This is a genomic window from Halomonas sp. H2, from assembly GCF_050215315.1.
Taxonomy (GTDB): Bacteria; Pseudomonadota; Gammaproteobacteria; order Pseudomonadales; family Halomonadaceae; genus Vreelandella.
Genome location: NZ_CP189760.1, coordinates 3,468,962 through 3,490,883, shown reverse-complemented (window position 1 = coordinate 3,490,883; position 21,922 = coordinate 3,468,962). Strand labels below are relative to the sequence as shown.

Below are 21,922 nucleotides of genomic sequence, written 5' to 3'. Positions count from 1 at the left end.
TGGTGGAAAGTCTTGGCGGAAAGTCTAATTGCTCGGGATTAAATTAATCACAATACTGACGAATATGGCCATGGCAGATTGCCACACCGGATACGGCCCAACCCCTGATGGACCTTAAACAACGAAACCCCGTAATACACGGGATGGAGCGAGCAGATGCAGTACTTCCTCGATGGTTACCGCAGTGGCGACCCGCGCATTCAACCCGTGGCAGAAGGGCGCGGTACCGAACAGGGGCCGCTACCGGAGGAGGTGGATGTACTCATCGTCGGTACCGGGCCGGCTGGACTGCTGCTGGCCGCCCAGCTCTCCACATTTCCCGAGATTGTCACCCGCGTGGTGGAGAAGGCCGATGGGCCACTCGAGGTGGGACGTGCCGATGGTATCGCTTGCCGTACGGTCGAGATGTTCGAGGCCTTCGGTTTGGCCGAGCGGCTGACCAGCGAGGCCTACTGGATCAACGAGACCCACTTCTGGGGGCCGGATGCCGATGACAAGGCACGGATCACCCGGCTCGGCCGTGTGCAGGATGTGCGCGATGGCCTCTCCGAGTTCCCGCACGTGATCGTCAACCAGGCTCGCCTGCTCGATTTCCTGCTGGAGCACATGCATAACTCTCCCAGCCGCCTGGGGGTCGACTACGGCCACGAGACCCTCGAGGTGAAGGTCCCCGAGAATCCCGACGAGCGTGTCACGGTGCGGCTCAAGACCGCAGAGGGCGAGAAGAGTGTCCGTGCGAAGTACGTGGTCGGCTGCGACGGCGCGCACAGCGTGGTGCGCGACTCCATCGGCCGGGTGCCGCAAGGCCACGGCGAAGACAAGGCGTGGGGTGTGATGGACGTGCTGGCGGTGACCGACTTCCCGGACATCCGCTTCAAGTGCACCATTCAGTCCGCCGAGGCGGGCAACATCCTGCTGATCCCGCGTGAAGGCGGCTACATGGTCCGGCTCTACGTCGACATGGGCAACATCGCCCCGGATGCTTGGCTGACCAGGGAAGATGTGCTGGCCAAGGCCCAGGCGGTACTGGCGCCTTACACCTTCGAGGTGAAGGAGACCGCCTGGTTCTCCGTCTACCGCGTTGGCCACCGGGTCACCGACAAGTTCGATGACGTCGACGACGACCAGATGGAGAGCCGCACACCGCGGGTCTTCATCGCCGGTGATGCCTGCCACACCCACACCGCCAAGGCCGGCCAGGGCATGAACGTGTCGATGCAGGACACCTTCAACCTGGGCTGGAAGCTGATCTCGGTGCTGCAGGGGCGCAGCCCGGCCAGCCTGCTGCACACCTACAACGCCGAGCGTCACGTGATCGCCGAGAACCTGATCGAGATGGATACCCGCTGGTCGCGGGCGATCGGCGCCGCCCAGGACTCCGACGACCCACAAGCCGCCATGAAAGGCCTGGCCGAGGTGCAGCGCCAGTTCGTCACCAACAGCGAGTTCACCGCGGGCTTCGCCACCCACTACGCTCCGGACCTGCTCACCGGTGACGATACCCACCTGGGCCTGGCCACCGGTTTCCCGCCCGGGCGGCGGTTCCATTCGGCTGAGGTGGTCCGGCTCGGCGATGCCAGGCAGGCCCATCTCGGGCATGTCCATCGCGCCGATGGCCGCTGGCGTTTCTACGTCTTCGCCGACATGGTCGACCCGAGAAGTCCGGGATCGCGCTTTAACCAACTGATGGATTTCCTGGATAGCGAGGCGTCGCCAATCCGCCGCTTTACCCCGCAAGGGGCTGACCCGGATGCGATCTTCGACGTCCACGGTATCATTCAGCAGTCACATCTTGAGGTGGACTGGGCCGATATGCACGATGTTCTTAAACCACACAAGGGCGCTCTCGGCCTTCAGGACTACCAGAAGGCCCATGCGCCGGTACTGGGTGCCGACAAGGACATCTTCGATCTGCGCGGCATCGATCGCGGGGTTGGTGCGCTGGTGGTGGTACGACCGGACCAGTATGTCTCTCTCGTGCTTCCGCTGGACGGGTTCGACGAACTCGATGAGTTCTTCTCAAGCTTCATGATAGAGCCTGCTTGAAGGTTATTTAGTACTTAACCTCAGAAAGGAGTAGGCCGATATACACCGATTGGCCTCCTGCGCTTGTCAGCAGAGAGTCCGGGCGTACACTGAAAGACTAGAAGTGTATGTTCAATCTGTTTACTTAGTCGTCTGCGCCAACTTTAGTCGAGCTGTCGAGTTTGATAGTTTTTGAACTAGCACAGCCATTTAGGCAATTCTGACTAATAGTGCCTGGTAAAAATGATCGGTAGGCAAGTTAACATAGCGTTGGGCCGTGTATGGCTCTGGCCAGCACCTGTGCGGCAGCGCCACGCGCCGCCACGAAGGTGCTGTCCTCGACGACGCGCAACGGCACACGTTGGGTTGTGCCCAGCAAACGATGCTGGTTGGCTTCAAAATATGTCAGCGCGGGCTCAAGAAAGGTGCTGCCAAGTTGGGTAAGTGAGCCGCCCAATACAATCTCAGCAGGGTTCTGAGTGTGGTGAAGGTTGAGAAGAAGCATGCCTAGCGCTTCACCGGCTCGGCGCAATGTGAGTTTTACGTCTGGCTCCTGTAAACGTGGCTCTAGCGTCTGGATAAGGTCAGCTTTCTCATCGATGCCTAAGGTGGCGCGGATGGACCAGCCGCTGACAAGGGTTTCAGCGCATCCACGGTTGCCGCAATGGCAGTAGAGCCCGCCTGGCTGCAGGATGGTATGGCCAATTTCGCCAGCCAAGCCTTGTACGCCGCGAGTGAGCAACGGTGAATGACTGCCTTCAGCCATACCGCTGCCTATCCCCGTTCCAGCACTCACGTACAGAAGCGATTCGGGGATCTTGCCGGTGCGGAAGTAAATCTCACCGAAGGCCGCTGATTTGGCTTCATTGTCCATCAGCCAGACACCCTTCGACTTGAGGAGGTGGGGATGCAGCAAATCCAAAAAACGCACATCGCGCCAGCCTAGGTTGGGGGCTCGCCGTAGCACGGTCTCGCCAGTAGCGATGGGGCCTGGTAGCGCAACACCAATGCCCACGTTTTCACGGTGGGATACCGCAGGGCTTCTCATCAGTTGCTGTAACAACTTGGCAAGACGCGCGGCCGTGGCTTCGGGCGTAGTAGGGGCAAAAGGTTCGTGATGCGCTTCGAGCACCTTGCCTGATGGGGCGCAAGCGACAAGGTGTAGTCTGTGTACCCCTACTTCAGCACCCAATAGATAATGGTGGTCATCGTTGAGATGTAGAGCTCTCCCTGGGCGGCCGCCACTACTTTTTTGCAGTTCACCCTCTTTTAGCCACCCTTGATTCAGCAACGATTGAACCCCTGAGCCCACGGTGGCCTTGGTCAATTGTGCCTGGGTGGCAATGTCGGCGCGGGTCAGTCCAGGAGCCCGGCGCACCATTTCCAGAATCGCACTGCGATTCAAGCGCTTGAGGAAGTTGAGGTCGCCTGCTTTTTGATGCTGGTAACTGGTTGACATGAATAAAATGAAGCCTCTCCGACCTAGCCTGATGCTAAACGATAATTTTATCTGGTTTCACCGAGAATTTCTGTGCTTATACCAAGATCGCGTTGAAGAAGAGCGCATCGTTACTTCATTTGAGTGGGCCTGATCATGGGCTGGCTTTGGAGGTGAGCAGCACTCTGTGGCGTTAAACCTATGTCGTATGGATATGCCGTCCTGAGGGATTGATAATCGCCACTTAGTAAATATTACATACTAAGTAGTCCGAGCTAAGTGACAGGTTTTGATAGCCTCTCCTCGAAGGGAGGGTGCGTACAGGGCAGCGCTTTTATTTTTTCAGATCATGGACATTTCTTATGGGTACAGCAATCTATCCCGGCCTTGAGGGTAAACGTGTCGTAATTACCGGGGGAGGATCCGGTATCGGTGCCGCCTTGGTCGAGGCTTTTGCCGAGCAAAAGGGCGACGTGCATTTTCTGGATATTTGTGCCGAGGAAGCACAAGCCCTGGTCGAACACCTGGGTAGTCACGTGACTTTTCATCATTGCGACCTTACCGATCTCGACGCGCTAGAGGCGACGTTCAAACGCATCGGCGCTGTCGATGTGCTGGTCAACAATGCAGCCAATGATGACCGCCATACATTAAGCGATATCACGCCGACCTATTGGAATGAGCGAATCGCCGTCAACCTGCGTCATGTCCTATTCGCCATGCAAGCTGTGGCGCCGGGCATGAAGGCGCGTGGCGGTGGGGCAATGATTAACCTGGGTTCGATCAGTTGGCATCTCGGTCAAGAGCATCTGGTGATCTATGAGACGGCTAAGGCTGGCATTGAGGGCATGACCCGGGCCATGGCTCAAGAGTTGGGTGGAGATAACATTCGGGTAAATTGTGTCATTCCCGGCAACGTCAAAACACCCCGTCAGTCGCGTTGGTACAGCCCGGCCGATGAGCAGAAGATCGTCGATGAACAGAAACTCAAGGTTCGCATTCACCCACATCATGTCGCCAGTATGGTGACGTTCCTGGCTTCCGACGCAGCTGCCGCTTGTACCGCGCACAATTACTGGGTCGATGCAGGCTGGCTGTAAATCGTCATCTTGCGATGACAATTCCAGACGATAAATACAACTTCATTGGATTACACCATGACGAATGATATGACTCGTAGGCGAAGCCTGTATGTGTTTGCCATTTCCTGTGTTGCCGCCATTGGTGGTTTTTTATTCGGTTTCGACAGCGGGGTGATCAACGGCACCGTTGATGGGCTCCAGCGTGCCTTCAACTCAGAGAGTGTTGGTACCGGCTTTAATGTTGCCTCGATGCTGCTGGGTTGTGCCGTTGGTGCTTTCTTTGCGGGTCGATTGGCGGATCACTTTGGTCGCCGTATGCTATTGATTGTCGCCGCTGTCTTCTTTTTGATCAGTGCCTGGGGATCCGGTATTGCCGGGGGCTCTCTGGAGTTCGTGATTTATCGCATTTTAGGGGGGCTGGCCGTCGGTGCGGCTAGCGTGATGGCACCTGCCTACATCAGTGAGGTTGCGCCTTCCGCCTATCGCGGACGCCTGGCCACTATCCAGCAGGTGGCCATCGTCCTGGGGCTATTCGTGGCTTTCCTTAGCAACTATCTTTTGGCCAATATGGCCGGTTCATCGGTCACGGAGCTGTGGTTGGGTTTCGCTACATGGCGTTGGATGTTCTGGGTCGAACTGTTTCCAGCCGCTATCTTTCTGATTGCGCTTATGTTTATTCCGGAAAGTCCGCGTTTCCTGATGACGGCAGGCAAGGAAGATAAAGCGCGGCGTGTATTAAGCAAGCTACTGTCGGATGACGAGGTTAGCACCAAAATATCCGAGATTAAGGAGACCTTGGCAGACGATCATCAACCGAGCCTGCGTGATGTCGTCAACAGTAAAACGGGCAAGGTTCATAGCATCGTCTGGGTCGGCATTGGGCTGGCGGTATTCCAGCAGCTTGTCGGGATTAATGTGGTCTTTTATTACGGGGCTGTCTTGTGGCAATCCGTCGGGTTTTCCGAAAACGATGCATTGCTGATCAACGTCATTTCAGGCGCAGTCAGTCTCGGTGCCTTGGTGATTGCTATCGCGTTGGTTGATCGTATTGGTCGCAAGCCGTTGCTATGGATCGGGTCAGCAGGTATGGCCGTGACGCTGATTGCCTTGGCCTATGCCTTTTCTACCGCCAGCATGGTTGAGGGATCATTGAGCTTGTCTGACAGCATGGGGGTGATCGCACTATTGGCGGCTAATGCCTATGTACTCTTCTTCAATGTGTCTTGGGGGCCGATCATGTGGGTCATGCTCGGGGAGATGTTCCCGAACCAGATGCGTGGTTCAGGGCTTGCCATTTCGGGGCTATTCCAGTGGGTCGCAAACTTTGCCATTACCATGAGCTTCCCGATCATGCTTGCCGCCATCGGTTTAGCGGGCGCCTATAGTATCTATGCCTTCTTTGCGGTGGTATCGATCTTCTTCGTGATAAAACTTGTTAAGGAAACCAAAGGCAAGGAACTGGAAGAAATGTCTTACGAGTGAAGCGTCCATAAGCCCGACAAGATTGTTCAAAGTCGGGCTTAACGCTCTGATTAAATGGGAGCCCGCTACGGCAAAGAGTGCCACCTTCGCTGGAGTAGCGTGCTATTCCAAAACGCCATGGGCAGCAGGTTGGTGATGTAGAGGCCAAAGGTTTCGACAACGGCCATGCCGATATTGATGTTGGAGAGCAGCTTTACGCCTGAATCCAACCCCGCCACGCCAAACAGGGTGCCGAGAATGGCAAAGATATCGAGGGCTTTACCGATGGGGCGGTGAATGCGCTCGCACGGCTCAATGTTAGCCCCCTGCCGGCTTGTTGCCCGCTAGCGATGGCGTCTTTTGATCTGATACATATGGCTATCGGCATGGCTTAGCAGGGTGTCGGCGTCCTCCCCATCGGCGGGATAAAAGGCCACACCGATACTGCAGGAGGGCATCCTGACTTCGCCCAATTCAGCGTCCAGCGGCTCGCTCATAACCATCAGTATTTGCTCTATCTTTTCCGCAACGGCATTTGCCGACTTGATGTCCGTTAACAGCACCGTGAATTCATCTCCGCCCATCCGGGCCACCGTGTCTGTTTCTCGTACACAGCCTTCCAGCCGTCGTGCCACCGTACAGAGCACTCGGTCACCCGTGGCATGCCCATGAACATCATTGATGTCTTTAAAGTCATTAATGTCCAGAAACAGTAACGCTAGGTTGCTCTGGTAGCGATGGGCCGCACTCAGGCCAGACACCAGCCGATCATAGAATAGCGCTCGGTTGGTCAGCTTGGTCAGTGGATCATGGTGGGCAAGATAGCGTAATTCCTCCTCGGCCTGCATAAGCGCCGTGACGTTTCGCGCGACACCGATCCGCACACCCTCTTCCTCGTGCCAGCTGGCAGACCATAGAATGTGCACGATACCGCCGTCCTTGCGGATATAGCGGTTGCGAAAATCGACGTGGGGCTGTCCGTCCATCACGCGGACAATGGAGTCCCGAGTGGCCGCTAAATCGTCAGGATGCATGTAGTTGGTAATTTGGGTGCCGATCAACTCGCGGGGAACATAACCGAGCAGTGATTCACAGGCATTGCTCACAAAGACAATCTGGTTGTCTTTATCGACGACAAAGACGGTGTCCAACATTAGATGGATCAGTTTGGGGTAGAGCGCTTGCAGGTCAACGGCCATAGACTGGAGTCATCCGGTTAATATTCCTCGACTATAGAGCAACTGAAGAGCGACAAAAAGCAAACTGAAAGCCTTGCATTTGACGTACCGCAGGGGAAGTGGCAAGCAACTAAGTAGCAATAAACTAAGTGGCTGAGGCTTCCTATCCAGAACAAGCCGCCGGTACACCCACTTGGCAGAGCGAGTACTGATAAACAAAAGGGCGCGTCTATCAGCGTCGGGAGTTTGAGTACTCCTGATACTGATAGACGCGCCCACAGTGCAGCGTATTACGCTAATGAATCTCTAAACGTAGAAATCTAGATCCTCTTGCGCTTTCAGCAGGTCGCGCATCTTGATGGGGTCGTCACCAAAGAAGAAGAGCAAGCCCCAGTGAGTCCCGAAGGCCGAGCGGTCAGGCACCGTCTCTTCGGTTGGCGCCACCAGTTCATGCGACTCGAAATACGGATGGTTAACCGTTGCTTCTGGCATTTCCAGCTTGCTGACCACACGACGGCGAGGGTAGACACCAAAGCAACCGGCGTAGCCCTTCGCATCGACCACTTCGCGGGGGAAGAAGGCAGCCACTTCTTCTTTGCTGCTTTTCGGATCGAACACCAGCATTGACGCTTGATAGGCGTTGAACCCATAGGCTTTTTCGATCAGTTCAAACGCTTTAAAGCCGGGCGGGCGGTAGGCAACTTCACCAAAGTACATCTCACCATCCGCCGTGACGAAATACTCGGGATGAATCAAACCGAATTTGATATCGAACGTTTTGATCAACAGCTCGATCTGCTTGGTGATCGCGTTGCGCCAGCTCTCGAGTTCTGCAGTGGCGGGTACGAAGACCGAATAGCCCAGCGTCACGTATTCCGAAATATTTAGGAACTGAATTTTGCCATCATGAATCCAGGCTTCAACGGCAAACTCCCAGCCGCTCAAGTGGCTTTCCATCAGTAGCGGATATTCTTCGTCTGGGATGTTGTCGATTTCTTCTATCGTACGGATCATGCGGTGGCCGAGGCAACCGGCTTTGTCGAATGCTTTGACGTGAATCGGATCGTCCGGGTCACCATCAAGTTTGAGCAGCGTTTGGTTGACGCGCTTCATGAAGCGAACGATATCTTCTTTTTCGTGGGCTTCTTCAAAAATCCCGACACGAATACCGCCAAGTTGAGCGCGGCGCTTCATCAAGGCTTTGTCGCGGAACAGAATAGACTGCCCGTACATGCGCGGACTGTCGAGGAGGACGGAGTTGATCGCGCCGGACCACTCAACGGTTTCTTCGAACAGCGGAATGGCGACATCCACGCCTTCTTCTTTCAGCTTTTCGGCGATCTCAATGGATCGGTCGTTCAAGCGGATAAAGTCCCATGGGATAAATGGGATGTTGTTCGCCGTACAGAAATCCGCAGCCCATTCAGGCGCGACGACAATATAGCGGCGGTCAAATTTCTGCGCAGCCTTGATCGCGTTGACGCTCCAACCAAGTAGAGCGATATAGCCTTTGTTCGGATCCTTGGGGGTCTCGGTACCCTTGACCGAGTCCATTTCCGGATCACGCCAGGCCGCTACTGCTTCGGGTAATTGCTTTTCTGATGTAATCGACATTCAATGTCCTCCTCGCTGGTTGGCCCAAATTGATTACGCACAGGTCGGAGCGCACCAAGTGAGCTGAGCCGTAGTCAGTGGTATTTAGGAGCGATTGAGTCAGCCAGCAGTAGAAAAGTATTTAGCGCACCCATAGTAACTAAGCTAGTCGATGCGGTTACAAATGGCAACTGAGCTGTAAAGCTACTGTTGAATAACTGTAGAAGTTTTTCTGTTGCTTGTGAGTTGATTATTGTCTCGATTAGCCAACAGCAAAATCAGTGTTCCCTCATGTAGCTTGGATATGGAGGGGGAGAAGAGTTATCTTTAAGCGATTTTTTATTAGTTTAATTTAAATTAACCCATTAGCAGTGCTTTATCTATCGCAATAAACTCACTAGCTTCATTGATTAATGAAGCAGCTGTAAGCTGGGGAACGCCATATACTTCAACTCTTTTTCCATACTTAACGCGGATTTTATTGACTAGAAGGTCAAAGTCGCCATCCCCTGATACCAGTACGATAACATCTGCTTGTTCTGCGCACTCCATGGCGTCAATAGCGATGCCTACATCCCAGTCACCTTTTGCGGAACCGTCGGAGCGCTGAATAAAAGGCTTCAGTTTTACGTTAAAACCAATCGCCCTGAGGATGTTTTGAAATTCTCGCTGCTTTTGGTCGCCTCTATCGATGGCGTAGCAAAAGGCTTGCACAACCTCTCTATTAGCAGTTGCCTGCGCCCAAAATTTGTTGTAATCAAAATTTCGACCGTAAGCTTCGCGCACAGTGTAATAGATGTTTTGAATGTCAATAAAAATAGCAACTTTAAGCATCTGATATATCGCTGTTTAATGGTTAATAGGCGTGAGCTTAAGCATTATGTTTAAAATCTGACGAGAGACTTAACGGCTAGTTTTGCAGCTTCTCTCATATTTGATGGGACGTTTTGACCGTCCAGCGCCTGAAAGAACTGCGGAAATTCGCATTGTCGCTAACTCCCAGCCTTGCCGCTATTGCCTGACGTGGTGCCGCGTGGTCGCAGGATAGCGTCGTTCGATAATACTCCACTAACCCGCAGTTGGGCGTGGCATAAATAACATCTGTTTAGATTGACTTAGGCGGTCGGGCGGCGCATCACCGCCATGAGCATCCCCGCGCCAATCAAGCTGCCAGCGCCGCAACGATGTAGCAGGCGGCGGAATTTTGCGTTCATCAATTGGCGGCTGGTCGTCGAAAGCAGTGTGTATCCGAGGTCTGAGATGACGCCCATCACAAGAAAGGTGGTAAACAGAATCCCCAGCTGGGGCGCTAAGGGCTGGGTATGATTAATAAAGTGTGGCATAAAGGCCATGAAGAATAAAATGCTTTTAGGGTTTAACAATGTCACCCAAAAGGCCTTTGCTGTCCCTTGCTTGGTGTTGGCGCCAGAGGCTTCAAGGTCGCTCAATTGGCCGGATTCACGCCACATCTTGATGCCTAGATGAAGCAGATAGACAACCCCAAACCACTTAACCAGCGCGAATAGCTTAGCCGATGCCATCAGCAAGGCGCCTACGCCTGCAAACGATAGTGACATAGCCACTAAGTCGCCTAAGAAAAAGCCGGGTAGCATCGCCAAAGCAGCTCTACGACCCTGGTTAATGCCGGTCATTACCAGCAGGGCAACGGCGGGGCCGGGGGACGCAATAACCAAAAACGAAGCCAACATGAACGATAACCAAAGCTCAATCGACATAGCGTTAATCTGCCTGTTATTGAATTGTTAACTATACCTCGCCGTATAGTTGTAAGCCCTGTATCGTCGCGAGGCAACTTTACCCGCTGATTTACGGCACCATTTATTGAGATAATGCTTCACTTTTCCATGGGAGCATCGTGATGTGATAAATCCGCTAACGGCTACCCGATGCCGTTTATTATTCGATAACCCACAATTGGACGATGCTAGAGGCGTGCTGATTTATAACAACGGGGATCACTATTTGAATCGTGGTGCTAGGCTGCTTTGCCATTTCAATCAGCATACAGGGGAGGGAATAGACCCATGAACATACTCGATAAACGCGCTTCCTATTTGCTAGAGGTGAGCAGTTGCGGTGGTATTCGCGCAGCGGCGGAGCATTTGCATCTTAACCCTTCCGTAGTAAGCCGACAGGTGCGGGGCCTGGAACGGGAGTTGGGTATGGGACTGCTAGAGCGGCAGGGGCGTCATGTAATGCTCACCGAAGCAGGCCAACTGGTAGTGGATAGCTTTCTGGCTCAGTGTCGATTGAATTCTGAGTTAGGAGACACGCTTTCGCGGCTGCGTAATTTACAGGCCGGGAAGGTGGTTGTATCGGTAGGTGATGGCTTTGTGGATAGTTTTATTACTCACGTTATGCGTCGGGTTTCTGAGCAGTATCCAGATGTGCTTATCGAAATCAAAACAGGTATTTATTACCCTCGCGAACCCCATGAAATGGTGGCCAACGACGAGGTAGATATTGCGATTACCTATGGCCCTATCTCTGATCCCAGGCTCGTGGTGCACTCTTTTGAAAGGGGGCCGCTGTGTGCTTTAGTAGCGCCGTTTCACTCCCTAGCCCTCAGAGAAAGCGTCACAGTGTCGGAGCTATTGCAGCATAAGCTGATTTTTTTACCGGATGTGTCAGGTTCTCAGCAGTTTGTTAACGCGTTGTTTAGTGCTGCTGGGCAACCGGCCACGCCCGGTTATCGCTGCAACTTGCACTCCGTGTCGCGACGAATGGCGAGCGCAGGTATTGGCGTGTCGTTTATGACCGCCGCCGCTGCGCGCAATGAAATAGAGGAAGGACTACTTAAAGCGATACCTATTCATCACCCAATGGCCGCCAGCAGTCAAGGTAACCTAGTGCGCCGAGTCGGCAGAAGGCTTTCGCCCGCTGCCGACTATTTGTGGAAGCTAATGATGACGATGCATTGACGCGATGTGAAATCAGTTCGACATCATGTAAACACCTGGCCCGATAGGCCATCCCATAGCCAACCAGAACATCAGAAATGCCGACCAAGCTAACAAGAAACTCAAAGCTAGCGGTAGCATAGTAGCGATAAGTGTTCCCAGCCCCATGTCAGGTTTATAGCGCTGCATGTACACCAGTGCGACCGAGAAATAGGGGCTCATTGGCGAAATGATATTGGTGCTGGAGTCCCCTATACGGAACATCGCCAGTACAAAGGCCGGGTCAAAGTCGATCATCATCAGCATCGGCACAAAAACCGGTGCCATTAATGCCCACTGGGCAGAGCCGCTGGTCATAAAGACGTTAAGCACCGCGCTCATCGCAATGAATGCACCTACCAAAGGCAGCCCGGTAAACCCTGTGCTTTGCAGAATGTTCGAGCCCTCAATAGCAATGTATTGACCAAGCTCAGACCAGCGGAAGTAAGCGATAAATTGTGAAATGGCAAAGAACAGTACTAGCGTGGGAGCTAGGTCGCTAGCCGATTCTGCCATCCGTTGGGGGACATCGCGGCTACTGGTGATTTTACTGGTAGTGATGCCGTACACCAATCCGATGGTGACAAAGTAAATAAACATCAGCGGCACCAGCGAGCGTAGGAAAGGTGATGGAATGAGCCCTCCTTCCTCATTGCGCAATGGCGATGCCTCCGGTACCACTACTATTAGTATCAGTGCTATATAGATCAGGGTGGCAATACCTACACGTTTGAGGCCACGTTTTTCTGCATCAGTCAGTTCTGGTTTGACGATATCGGTTTTAAAATCCTTGGCCATCGGCAGGGTACGCTGAAGCCTGGGCTCTACAATTTTATCAACGATCAAAGTGCCAACAGTCGCGAGCACAAACACCGAGCAAGCGACAAAATAGTAGTTGTCGATCGGTGATACATAGGCCTCTGGATCCACTAAGCGTGCTGCATCAGTGGTAATGCCTGCAAACAGCGCGTCGCCTACGGTAATAAAAAGGCTGGCATCGAACCCTGCACCGGCGGCGGCGTAAGCCGCTGCTGCACCAGCAATTGGGTGTCGCCCTACTGAGTAGTACACCATAGCCGCTAGTGGGATCAGGATAAGATAGTTAGCATCTGATGCGATACTGCCGCAAATGCCAGCCATAAATACGCAGAAGGTAAGCAGTGAGGGTGGCGCCTTTGCCACACTGACCTGCATCAAAGTCGACATGAGGCCTACTTTATCGGCCAAGCCTATGCCGAACATGACTACGAGTATTAGCCCCAGCGGCGGAAAGTTGACGAAGTTACTGACCACACTTGTCAGCATAAACTCGATTCCATCAGCCGATAGCAGGTTGCGAACGTAAACCTCTGCCTCGGTTTGTGGATTAATCGCAGAAACACCAGCAGTAGCGAGTATGGCGGATATTACGACGACGGCAGCCGCCAGAATGGCAAATAAAATAAACGGATGAGGCAACTTATTGCCTACACGCTCTATGGAAGTGAGTACGCCTTGCATCGTTTTAATCCCTATTTTTTTAGACTTTTTCAGGCCTATATACAAGTGGTGGACAATTAGTCCCTGGATAACAGCCCTTTAGCTAAAGCAACAAACATGCCGCCCGCTATCGGTAGAACTTGATCGTTAAAGTCATACCGCTCGTTATGCAGATAAGCACCATCTCCGTTACCGACGAAGAAGAAGCAGCCCGGTACTTCCTGGAGATAAAAAGCAAAATCCTCAGCACCCATGGTGGGCATATAATCCAACTGCTGAATATCGTTGCTAACAACGTATTCGTTGGCTAATGCCAACAGCCGTTCAGACCAAGCTGAGTCATTTATGAGCGGGGGAATTTGGTGTAGGTGCTCCAGATGATATTGCGCCTCATGCGCCGCACATACGCCTTGAATGACTTGTTCCAATTTCCCAGCAAGCGCATTGCGGGAAGAGGGGCGGTCACTGCGAATATTAATCAACAGCTCGGCTTGGCCGGGAATAACATTAGCAGCGCCGCCAGAGTGGAAGGAAGCCACTGTAATAACGCCCGCTTCCAGCGGCGATTTGTGACGACCAACCAGCCCCTGCAGTTGCTGAACCAATGATGCACCTACATAAATAGGGTCGACTGCCAAATGCGGCATGGCTGCATGCCCAGAGACGCCTTCGATGGTGACTTTATAAGTATCGTTACCTCCCATGGCAGGCCCAGGTTTAACGAATAACTGGCCTGTGGGAAAGCCTGGACGATTATGGTAGCCAAATATTGCATCCACTTTTGGGTTTTGCAGTACGCCCGCTTTAACCATTAAATCTGCGCCGTTACCGCCCTCTTCACCTGGCTGAAATAGCAGTTTGATATGACCGCACAGTTCATCCCGCAATGCGATGATGGCCTCGGCGGCAAGCAGCAGCGTGGTGGTGTGTCCATCGTGCCCGCAGGCGTGCATCAGGCCTTCTCGTTGGGAGCGGTGACTAAACGTGTTTGTTTCCTTGATAGGTAGCGCGTCCATATCGGCGCGAAAGGCAATCACTGGGCCTTCTCGCCCGGTATCTAGCTCCGCCATAACACCAGTGGTAGCAATCCCTTCGGTTACTTGGTATCCAAGTACTCGAAGCCGCTCAGCGACTAATTGGGCGGTATCAGTTTCTTCAAATTTTAGCTCTGGGTTTTGATGCAGCTTATGACGCAGCGCGGTGGCTTCTTGTAGTTGTGTGTCTGAAAATACTTGTTTTGAAAGCATGTCCTGTCCTTGCAGTCATCAATGTCATTTTTTAGCGCTTTAACGTTAAGCGACTTGGTCGGCGGGGAGGAGTACTTTAAATGACAGGTTTGTTGCCTTTAAAGCAACGATGAGGGGGGAGAATGCTAATAACTCCCATGAGGTTGCTCTGAGGTGCCTTGGTGTTGGCTTTAGGTGCCTTTATAGACGCAATGGACGGTAGTTGTCAAGAAATCTGTCGCCTCTGAGATCATTCAGGCCACCTGTTTTTCCGGTTCAGCGACGGTGACCTGGAGCTCCCGCTCCGGGTTAAGAGATACGGTGCCAATCGGCGTCCAATTGCGGGTCTTGCCGCTCCAACGAGCGGGGTTGGCCGCACGCGCTGCCTGATTGATGGCATGCCGCTTTGCCAGCACGCTAGTATCCTCGCCAGCATGTCGCTGTGCCGGTGTCACCAGGCGGATCCCGCTGTGGCGATGCTCGTGGTTGTACCACTGCACGAAGCTGGCCACCCACTCACGGGCGTCGTCGACCGTGGCGAACCCATCAACTGGGTAGCAAGGCCGGTATTTACAGGTGCGAAACAGCGCCTCCGAGTAGGGGTTATCATTGGAGACCCGCGGCCGGCTGAACGATGGCGTGATGCCAAGGTCATGCAGCTTCTCCAGCAGCGTCGCACCCTTGAAGGGGCTGCCGTTGTCCGCATGCAACACCAGCGGCTGATCGATGATCTGCTCGGCCAGCACCGCCCGCTCCAGCACGGTACGGGAGTTGTGGGCCGACTCGGCCAGGAACACTTCCCAGCCGGTGATCTTGCGGCTATAGATGTCGAGCAGCATCACCAGGTAGTAGTACTGCCCCTTGATCGGACCGCCCATCCATGTGCAATCCCACGACCACACCTGGTTCGGCGCGGTGGCCTGGTAGGTCGTGGGCTTGGCGCGGCGCTGAGGTACTTTGGCGCGGCCACGATGCACCACTTCTCGGTGCTTGTGCAGGACGCGGTAGAACGACGAGGGGGATGCCACGTAGCGCTGCTCTTCGTCGAACAGGCGCACCACGATCTGCTCTGGCGGCAGGCTCGCGTACTCGGGGCGGTGGCACACGTCGAGAATCTCCTGCTCTTCGGCCGGTGTCAGCGCGTTAGCCGGCACCGGCCGGTCGACCAAAGGGCGCTGGTCCTCGCGTAGCTCGCCGTCGCGCGTCCAGCGCTGGTATGTTCTGGCGGTGATGCCGAGTTCGCGGCAGGCGGCGTCCAGGCGGGCCCCCTGGGCCCGGGCGTCTTCGATCAGCGCGATGGCGCGTTGGCGATCTGGGGTGCTGATCATGCGTCCTCGTCCCCCCAGATCGCCCTCGCCTTTTTTCTGAGGGCCAGTAACGCCGCGGTTTCTGCCAGGGCCTCGTTCTTGCGGGCGAGCTCCTTCTCCAGCGCCTTGATGCGCTTGCGTTGCTGCTTGGCCTCGTCGGCCTCACGTTGGCGTTCTGACTGGGAGAGGCTGGCGGCTTGCTCGCAGTCGTGGCGCCACCGCTCCAGCTGCTCGGGATAGATGCCCCGGCGGCGGCAGTATTCCGCAGCCTCCTGGACGTTCATCGAGGCGGTCTCAAGCACGGCGTTGAACTTGTCCTTGGACGACCAGCCATCGGCGCCCTTGCCCAGAGCATCCGGCAGGCACCGCCCCTCAGCGCGGGCTTCCTTGCGCCACTTGTAGACGGTGCCCAGCGAGATCCCTTCCTGCTCCGCGATCACCTTCGGGGAGAGGTTGTGGGGAGGCAGCAGCTTGGTCACTACGGCTTGCCGGCGCTCCTCAGAGTAACGAGGCATGAGTGTCTCCTTTCGCCCCCTGATCGGTTTATAAGAACAGGGTATCAGAGGGTGCGACACTCATCCTGACACTGGGGGTGGAGTAGTCATCGTTTCTTGCCGCTCTCATCGCTTGGCTAATGTAGAAGTAGTGAATGGTGATAACGTGAAAATTAGGGCAGAATAGCCACCATCGTGTTTGATTCCGGATTTAAGTTGAGGTCATTAACATGCTGGTTTTTGTTATTTTCTTAATGATATTTGTAGGCGTTACGTTCGCTCTTTATCAGGTGTATGAAACACACTTCAATATAAATTTTGGTAATGAAAAAAAGCTGTCATCTACTGATTTTAGCCACTTGAATGAGCTTTCAGACAGCGCACAAACCGCCACCCTCACGAGTGAGTGGTCAGGTTTTGATCAGGCAGTCACCAACATCTTGGGGCCTGGTTTCAGTCGAGATATCGTGCGGGAAGCCTTTGCTACAGAGAAGGAGAGTACTTATGCAATCCCATTGGTGCGGCGCAAAAATAGGCTAGCGTTAGGCAGCGATAGAGGTGATGTAAGCAGCGGTCATGTGAGTGTTCGCCACCTGCCTTGCTTGAAGACAAACTTGCCAAAGGTGGATGCCCGAGGGCTACTGATAACGTTGATAATTTTTAATTGTTTTTTGGTGCAATTATTAGGTGCAATGAGTATTTATACGCTTGGTTATGCAGTGTCGATGCCCTTGCTGGTTTGGCTTAATGAGCCATTGATAGTGATGCTGGTTATTTATGCATTAATATTCATGACGTACGTTATTGCTAAGCTTGATATGTATATGCATGATCTTTATCAACTTGGAAAGTTGTTTAGCCAAAAATATAACCATGAGAACAGCTTACGAGGCCAGTATACATAAGTTGCGATACTACATGAGTTGCGATGCTACGTCGGGTTGTTGCTTTCAAGCTAGTCCGGATTTCTCATCAATAGGTTTTTAGTGGCTTTACGGCCTGGGTGCGGTACTTGTTGAGACGCTATGAGAAATCCAAGCTAGGTGACCACCTACGTTGGTAGCCGGTTTTTATCGAGCCACTACAAAAAACACTTGATGTTAAGGATAAACTGGTCGCTTAGTTTTGGTCAAAAATCCCCCACTATGCCGAGCGGTACTCGTAACAACTTAATCTTCGCGCATAGCGCGGGCTAGCATGTCTGTAATGGGTTTGGCTAGGTAACTGGAAAAGCTTCGCTCACCGGTACGTAGCATCACTTCGGCTGGCATACCGGCCAGCAGCTTCATGGTTTCGGTCATGTTCTCTTGGCCTTCGGTGGTGACACGCAAGCGCACCTTGTAATAACGCGCTCGGGTCGCCTCGTCTTCGAAACTGTTGGCACTTACATGGATGACCTCACCGTTGATGACGTTGGAAAGACGTTGATTAAAGGCGCTGAAACGGATTTCCGCCGGCTGCCCCATATAGAGATGGTCGATATCGTGATCCGGAACTTTGGCCTCGACAATGAAGCCGACATTGGTTGGCACAATATCAAGTAGTGGGTCCCCAGAGCGGATAATGCCTCCCAACGTGTGCACTTTTAGCCCTACCACCGTTCCCGAAACTGGTGCTAGCACTTGAGTGCGGTTTACCTTATCCATAAGGGCACTTAGGCGTTCTTCCGCATCGGTGACTTCGGTCTGGGTTTGGCGCAGTGACTCACCCACCTGCTGCTGAAACTCCTGCAGGCGAACCTGTCTTTGTAACGCGTTTTCGCTGATTTGCGAATGTAAGCGGGCGACTTCGGATGCATGCTGGGCATTAACGCTCTGGTACTCGAGACTCTCACGTTCCAATTCGCGCATTCTTTGGCTGCTGATCATGCCTCTTTTAAACAGTTGGCGGTGGTTGGCAGCGTCGTTTTCGAGTGAGCTGATTCGCCGTTGATTGATGTTCTGGGTATTGGTCAAACCTTCTATTTGCTCGTTCATTTGAACAATCTGCTCGTCTAGCGAAGCAAGGGTACTGGATAGGGATTCACGTCGGGAGTGGAATAAACGGCGCTGAACATCTAATACTTCTTGCACCCGCTGGTGTCCAGAGTCGGTTAGTTCCTTAGGAAAATGGAGCGACTCGGCATCGCTTAGCTCAGCTAAAAGGCGCACCTCGGTAGCTCGGCTAATGAGGTAGTTAGAGCGGGTGACCTGCAACTGCGAGCGGGCCTGGGTATCGTCAAGCACCATTAATACATCGCCCGCTTCAACCTGGTCGCCGTCTTCGACGAGTATATTCTCGACGATACCGCCCTCAAGGTGCTGCACTGTCTTGGTGAAGCTTTCTACGGATACGGAGCCTGGGGCAACCACCGATATGGCGAGATTGGCGAATACCGACCAGCTGCCGAAGCCACCAACGGCCAGGATCAGTATGGCGATGCCCAGCCGGCGGTACCGCTTATCTTCGAGAGGCAGCTCATCGTTTGCTGCTGGCGCGATACTGGTGCTTGGCGTCTTTTGCATATTCATGACTAGGTGTCCTCGCCGCCATTACGGCCTCTTGCACTGGGTCTCAGCGTGGTCACGCGCTGCGCTGGCACAGGTCGGCCTCCATCAGCCGTCATCCGTGTCACAGGGGCCACTCTGGTGGGTGGTTTGATTGAGGAAATCTGACCTTCTTTGAGCACTAAGACCTTGTCGACGTTATGCAGCAGGAGTGTTCGATGGGTGATGATCAGTGCTGTGGTGCCTTCCTGGCGTAGCCGGATCAAGCAGTTGGCAAGTAGCTGTTCGCCCGCTTCATCCAGGTTGGCATCAGGCTCGTCTAGTACTACCAGCACGGGCTGACCATACAGCGCTCGTGCCAAGCCGATACGTTGGCGCTGGCCTGCAGAGAGGGCGTTACCCCCATGGGATAACCAAGTGTCATACCCGCTAGGTTGTTCCAGGATCATTTCGTGCACGCCCGCTCTCTGGGCCGCCAGCACTACTGCTTGTGGGTCTATTTCGTCGAAGCGGGCAATATTCTCTGAGATGGTGCCATCGAAAAGTTCGATATCTTGAGGTAAGTAGCCGATGTGGGGGCCCAGGGCTGAGCGATTCCATTGGGTGATATCGGCACCATCCAGGCGCACACAGCCGAACTGACTTGGCCAGATGCCGAGGGCGACGCGTGCCAGTGTGGATTTACCGGATGCACTGGGGCCTACAATGGCTAGGTGCTCTCCCTTAGCCAGCGTTAGGTTGATGCCGCGTAGGGTTGGTAGTTTCTGCCCAGGAGGCGCGGCAGTTACTCCTTCTAACACAAGCCGCCCCTTGGGTTTGGGGAGCGGCATGCTCGGTTCTTCAGCTGGAATGGTAATGAGCAGTTCTTCAAGTCGTGCTCTGGCGGTGCGCGCACCTGAGAACCCCTTCCAGCCATTGATCATCTGGTCGATAGGTGCCAACGCACGCCCCATCAGGATGGAGCCGGCAATCATCATACCGGGGGTAAGGTCGCCGGCCAGTACTAGGTACGCGCCTAGGCCCAGGATCAATGACTGAAACATCAGTCTGAGGACTTTGGAGGTATTGGTGATCATGCCAGCTCTGTCGCTGGCTTTTGATTGCAGGATCAGGTATTCGCGATGGCGCGCGCTCCAGCGGCCCATGATGCCGGGTAGCATGCCCATGGCATGAAGCACTTCGGCATTTCTAAGGTTGCTATTAGCTAAGTCCTGGGAGAGTACGTGCTGGCTATTGGCGTCGCTCAGTAGCGACTTGGTGATGATTTCGTTGATGATGGCCAATGTGGCCAAGATGATTCCTGCTCCCAGGGCGAAGAGACCGAGCCATGGGTGAAACATCGCTAGCACGGCAATATAGATCGGAACCCAAGGAGCATCAAAGAAAGCGAATAGGCCGTTACCGGAAAGGAATTGTCGCAGCGTCGTAAGGTCATTCAATGGCTGAGCGGAGGGCTTGCCGGGCATCATCAGGGAGCGTTTGAACATCGCGGAATAGAGACGCTGGCTGATGAGAACATCGAGTCGGTTGCCGATCCCCCCCAGTGTCAGGATGAATGTCGCACCCTCTGATACCCTGTTCTTATAAACCGATCAGGGGGCGAAAGGAGACACTCATGCCTCGTTACTCCGAGGAGCGCCGGCAAGCCGTGGTTGCCAAGCTGCTGCCTCCCCACAACCTCTCTCCGCAGGTAATCGCGGAGCAGGAAGGGATCTCGCTGGGCACCGTCTACAAGTGGCGCAAGGAAGCCCGTGCCGAAGGCCGCTGTCTGCCGGATGCTCTGGGCAAGGGCGCCGATGGATGGTCATCCAAGGATAAGTTCAGCGCCGTGATCGAAACTGCCTCGATGAACGCCCAGGAAACCGCGGAATACTGCCGCCGTCGGGGGATCTATCCCGAACAGCTGGAGCGCTGGCGGAATGACTGTGAGCAGGCCGCCAGTCTCTCGCACTCGGAACGCCAGCGTGAGGCCGACGAGGCCAAGCAGCAGCGCAAGCGCATCAAAGCGTTGGAGAAGGAGCTGGCTCGCAAGAACGAGGCCTTGGCGGAAACCGCAGCGTTACTGGCCCTCCGAAAAAAGGCGAGGGCGATCTGGGGGGACGAGGACGAATGATCAGCACCCCAGATCGCCAACGCGCTATCGCGCTGATCGAAGACGCCCGGGCCCAAGGGGCCCGCCTGGAAGCCGCCTGTCGCGAGCTGGGCATCACCGCCCGAACGTACCAACGCTGGACGCGCGACGGCGAGCTACGCGAGGACCAGCGCCCTTTGGTCGACCGGCCGGTGCCGGCTAACGCACTGACACCGGCCGAAGAGCAGGAGATCCTCGACGTGTGCCACCGCCCCGAGTACGCGAGCTTGCCGCCAGAGCAGATCGTGGTGCGTCTGTTCGACGAGGAGCAGCGCTACGTGGCCTCTCCCTCGTCGTTCTACCGCGTCCTGCACAAGCATCGGCAAGTGGTGCATCGTGGCCGTGCCAAAACGCCTCAGCGCCGCGCCAAGCCCACGACCTACCAGGCGACTGCGCCGAACCAGGTGTGGTCGTGGGACGCGACCTGGATGGGTGGTCCGATCAAGGGGCAGTACTACTACCTGGTGATGATGATCGACATCTTCAGCCGCAAGATCACCGGCTGGGAGGTGTTTCTGGCTGAGTCGGCCCATAACTCCCGCAGCGTGCTGGAGCGGGCGGTGCTGGCCGAGCAGATCATCGATCAGCCGCTGGTGTTGCATGCGGACAACGGCAGCCCCTTCAAGGGCGCCACGCTGCTGGAGAAGCTGCATGACCTCGGCATCACGCCGTCCTTCAGCCGGCCGCGTGTCAGTAACGATAATCCTTACTCGGAGGCGCTGTTCCGGACCTGCAAGTACCGGCCCTGCTACCCCGTCGACGGGTTTGCCACGGTCGACGATGCCCGTGAGTGGGTGGCCGGTTTCGTGCAGTGGTACAACCACGAACATCGCCACAGCGGGATTCGCCTGGTGACGCCGGCACAGCGCCATGCTGGCGGGGATACCGATGTACTGGCCAAGCGCCATGCCATCAATCAGGCAGCACGTGCGGCCAACCCCGCACGCTGGAGCGGCAAGACCCGCAACTGGACGCCGATAGGTACCGTGTCACTCAACCCAGAGCGGGAACTCCAGGTCACCGTCGTAGAGCCGGAAAAACAGGTGGCCTAAAAGACCTCAG

Annotated in this window: 17 protein-coding genes; 6 read left to right on the top strand and 11 right to left on the bottom strand. The window is 54.6% G+C overall.

The features are described from left to right. The first annotated feature begins 156 nt into the window (after positions 1–156). Positions 157–2,046, top strand: a complete 1,890-nt coding sequence (locus ACQE2I_RS16130; protein WP_427029066.1) for an FAD-dependent monooxygenase — start codon at positions 157–159, stop codon at positions 2,044–2,046. Between the two features lie 238 nt (positions 2,047–2,284). On the opposite strand, the gene ACQE2I_RS16125 is transcribed toward ACQE2I_RS16130, so the two are convergent. Beyond that, entirely contained in the window at positions 2,285–3,484 is a 1,200-nt protein-coding gene (locus ACQE2I_RS16125) for an ROK family protein (protein WP_427029065.1), read from the bottom strand. A gap of 341 nt (positions 3,485–3,825) precedes the next feature. On the opposite strand from ACQE2I_RS16125, the gene ACQE2I_RS16120 reads away from it, so the two are divergent. Beyond that, positions 3,826–4,563 carry an SDR family NAD(P)-dependent oxidoreductase gene (locus tag ACQE2I_RS16120; RefSeq protein ID WP_427029064.1) on the top strand — a complete coding sequence of 246 codons (738 nt, stop codon included), beginning with the start codon at positions 3,826–3,828 and terminating at the stop codon, positions 4,561–4,563. A 57-nt stretch (positions 4,564–4,620) separates the two neighbouring features. Further along, positions 4,621–6,027: a sugar porter family MFS transporter gene (locus ACQE2I_RS16115; protein WP_427029063.1), complete on the top strand. Its 1,407-nt coding sequence runs from the start codon at positions 4,621–4,623 to the stop codon at positions 6,025–6,027. 65 nt (positions 6,028–6,092) lie between these two features. Here the strand turns inward: ACQE2I_RS16115 and ACQE2I_RS16110 are convergent, their stop codons facing one another. The 5 genes from ACQE2I_RS16110 to ACQE2I_RS16090 all read right to left on the bottom strand — a co-directional run bounded on the left by ACQE2I_RS16110 (position 6,093) and on the right by ACQE2I_RS16090 (position 10,513). Further along, entirely contained in the window at positions 6,093–6,236 is a 144-nt protein-coding gene (locus ACQE2I_RS16110) for a hypothetical protein (RefSeq protein ID WP_427029062.1), read from the bottom strand. A 114-nt stretch (positions 6,237–6,350) separates the two neighbouring features. After that, positions 6,351–7,205 (bottom strand): diguanylate cyclase domain-containing protein, encoded by an 855-nt coding sequence (locus ACQE2I_RS16105; protein ID WP_427029061.1) that lies wholly within the window; start codon positions 7,203–7,205, stop codon positions 6,351–6,353. Positions 7,206–7,490: 285 nt separating this feature from the next. Beyond that, the gene (locus ACQE2I_RS16100; RefSeq protein WP_427029060.1) at positions 7,491–8,798 is read right to left on the bottom strand and encodes a carboxylate--amine ligase; all 1,308 of its coding nucleotides are present in this window, start codon (positions 8,796–8,798) and stop codon (positions 7,491–7,493) included. A gap of 336 nt (positions 8,799–9,134) precedes the next feature. Further along, entirely contained in the window at positions 9,135–9,611 is a 477-nt protein-coding gene (locus ACQE2I_RS16095; protein WP_427029059.1) for an NYN domain-containing protein, read from the bottom strand. A gap of 281 nt (positions 9,612–9,892) precedes the next feature. Beyond that, positions 9,893–10,513: a LysE family translocator gene (locus ACQE2I_RS16090; protein WP_427029058.1), complete on the bottom strand. Its 621-nt coding sequence runs from the start codon at positions 10,511–10,513 to the stop codon at positions 9,893–9,895. Positions 10,514–10,822: 309 nt separating this feature from the next. Between ACQE2I_RS16090 and ACQE2I_RS16085 the strand changes: the two genes are divergently transcribed. Next, the gene (locus ACQE2I_RS16085) at positions 10,823–11,719 is read left to right on the top strand and encodes a LysR family transcriptional regulator (RefSeq protein ID WP_427029057.1); all 897 of its coding nucleotides are present in this window, start codon (positions 10,823–10,825) and stop codon (positions 11,717–11,719) included. Between the two features lie 12 nt (positions 11,720–11,731). Here ACQE2I_RS16085 and ACQE2I_RS16080 read toward each other — a convergent pair whose 3' ends face one another. From ACQE2I_RS16080 to ACQE2I_RS16070, 3 genes are all read right to left on the bottom strand, one after another. Next, entirely contained in the window at positions 11,732–13,237 is a 1,506-nt protein-coding gene (locus ACQE2I_RS16080) for an AbgT family transporter (protein ID WP_427029056.1), read from the bottom strand. A 56-nt stretch (positions 13,238–13,293) separates the two neighbouring features. Next, the gene (locus ACQE2I_RS16075) at positions 13,294–14,463 is read right to left on the bottom strand and encodes a M20 metallopeptidase family protein (protein ID WP_427029055.1); all 1,170 of its coding nucleotides are present in this window, start codon (positions 14,461–14,463) and stop codon (positions 13,294–13,296) included. A gap of 233 nt (positions 14,464–14,696) precedes the next feature. Further along, positions 14,697–16,264 (bottom strand): IS3 family transposase gene (locus ACQE2I_RS16070; protein WP_427029054.1). Its coding sequence is split into 2 segments (ribosomal slippage): positions 14,697–15,799 and positions 15,799–16,264, totalling 1,569 coding nucleotides; the frame shifts between segments, so codons are not numbered across the junction. A gap of 209 nt (positions 16,265–16,473) precedes the next feature. Between ACQE2I_RS16070 and ACQE2I_RS16065 the strand changes: the two genes are divergently transcribed. Further along, on the top strand, positions 16,474–17,148 hold the full coding sequence (locus ACQE2I_RS16065; RefSeq protein ID WP_427029053.1) for a hypothetical protein: 675 nt from the start codon (positions 16,474–16,476) through the stop codon (positions 17,146–17,148). Between the two features lie 264 nt (positions 17,149–17,412). On the opposite strand, the gene ACQE2I_RS16060 is transcribed toward ACQE2I_RS16065, so the two are convergent. Continuing rightward, a complete protein-coding gene (locus tag ACQE2I_RS16060) occupies positions 17,413–18,753 on the bottom strand; it encodes an HlyD family type I secretion periplasmic adaptor subunit (RefSeq protein WP_427029052.1) in 1,341 nt (446 codons plus the stop codon). A gap of 2 nt (positions 18,754–18,755) precedes the next feature. Then, positions 18,756–20,264 carry a type I secretion system permease/ATPase gene (locus ACQE2I_RS16055; protein WP_427031494.1) on the bottom strand — a complete coding sequence of 503 codons (1,509 nt, stop codon included), beginning with the start codon at positions 20,262–20,264 and terminating at the stop codon, positions 18,756–18,758. 80 nt (positions 20,265–20,344) lie between these two features. On the opposite strand from ACQE2I_RS16055, the gene ACQE2I_RS16050 reads away from it, so the two are divergent. After that, a protein-coding gene (locus tag ACQE2I_RS16050) for an IS3 family transposase (RefSeq protein ID WP_225734554.1) occupies positions 20,345–21,912 on the top strand; the annotation gives its coding sequence in 2 pieces (ribosomal slippage) (positions 20,345–20,810 and positions 20,810–21,912; 1,569 coding nt in all). Positions 21,913–21,922 lie beyond the last annotated feature (10 nt).

Excerpts from the sequence above, each read along its gene's own strand:
- ACQE2I_RS16120 (WP_427029064.1), top strand. The coding sequence starts at position 3,826 with ATGGGTACAGCAATCTATCCCGGCCTTGAGGGTAAACGTGTCGTAATT.
- ACQE2I_RS16065 (WP_427029053.1), top strand. The coding sequence starts at position 16,474 with ATGCTGGTTTTTGTTATTTTCTTAATGATATTTGTAGGCGTTACGTTC.
- ACQE2I_RS16080 (WP_427029056.1), bottom strand. The coding sequence starts at position 13,237 with ATGCAAGGCGTACTCACTTCCATAGAGCGTGTAGGCAATAAGTTGCCT.
- ACQE2I_RS16105 (WP_427029061.1), bottom strand. The coding sequence starts at position 7,205 with ATGGCCGTTGACCTGCAAGCGCTCTACCCCAAACTGATCCATCTAATG.
- ACQE2I_RS16090 (WP_427029058.1), bottom strand. The coding sequence starts at position 10,513 with ATGTCGATTGAGCTTTGGTTATCGTTCATGTTGGCTTCGTTTTTGGTT.
- ACQE2I_RS16060 (WP_427029052.1), bottom strand. The coding sequence starts at position 18,753 with ATGAATATGCAAAAGACGCCAAGCACCAGTATCGCGCCAGCAGCAAAC.
- ACQE2I_RS16130 (WP_427029066.1), top strand. The coding sequence starts at position 157 with ATGCAGTACTTCCTCGATGGTTACCGCAGTGGCGACCCGCGCATTCAA.
- ACQE2I_RS16075 (WP_427029055.1), bottom strand. The coding sequence starts at position 14,463 with ATGCTTTCAAAACAAGTATTTTCAGACACACAACTACAAGAAGCCACC.
- ACQE2I_RS16095 (WP_427029059.1), bottom strand. The coding sequence starts at position 9,611 with ATGCTTAAAGTTGCTATTTTTATTGACATTCAAAACATCTATTACACT.
- ACQE2I_RS16125 (WP_427029065.1), bottom strand. The coding sequence starts at position 3,484 with ATGTCAACCAGTTACCAGCATCAAAAAGCAGGCGACCTCAACTTCCTC.
- ACQE2I_RS16115 (WP_427029063.1), top strand. The coding sequence starts at position 4,621 with ATGACGAATGATATGACTCGTAGGCGAAGCCTGTATGTGTTTGCCATT.
- ACQE2I_RS16085 (WP_427029057.1), top strand. The coding sequence starts at position 10,823 with ATGAACATACTCGATAAACGCGCTTCCTATTTGCTAGAGGTGAGCAGT.
- ACQE2I_RS16100 (WP_427029060.1), bottom strand. The coding sequence starts at position 8,798 with ATGTCGATTACATCAGAAAAGCAATTACCCGAAGCAGTAGCGGCCTGG.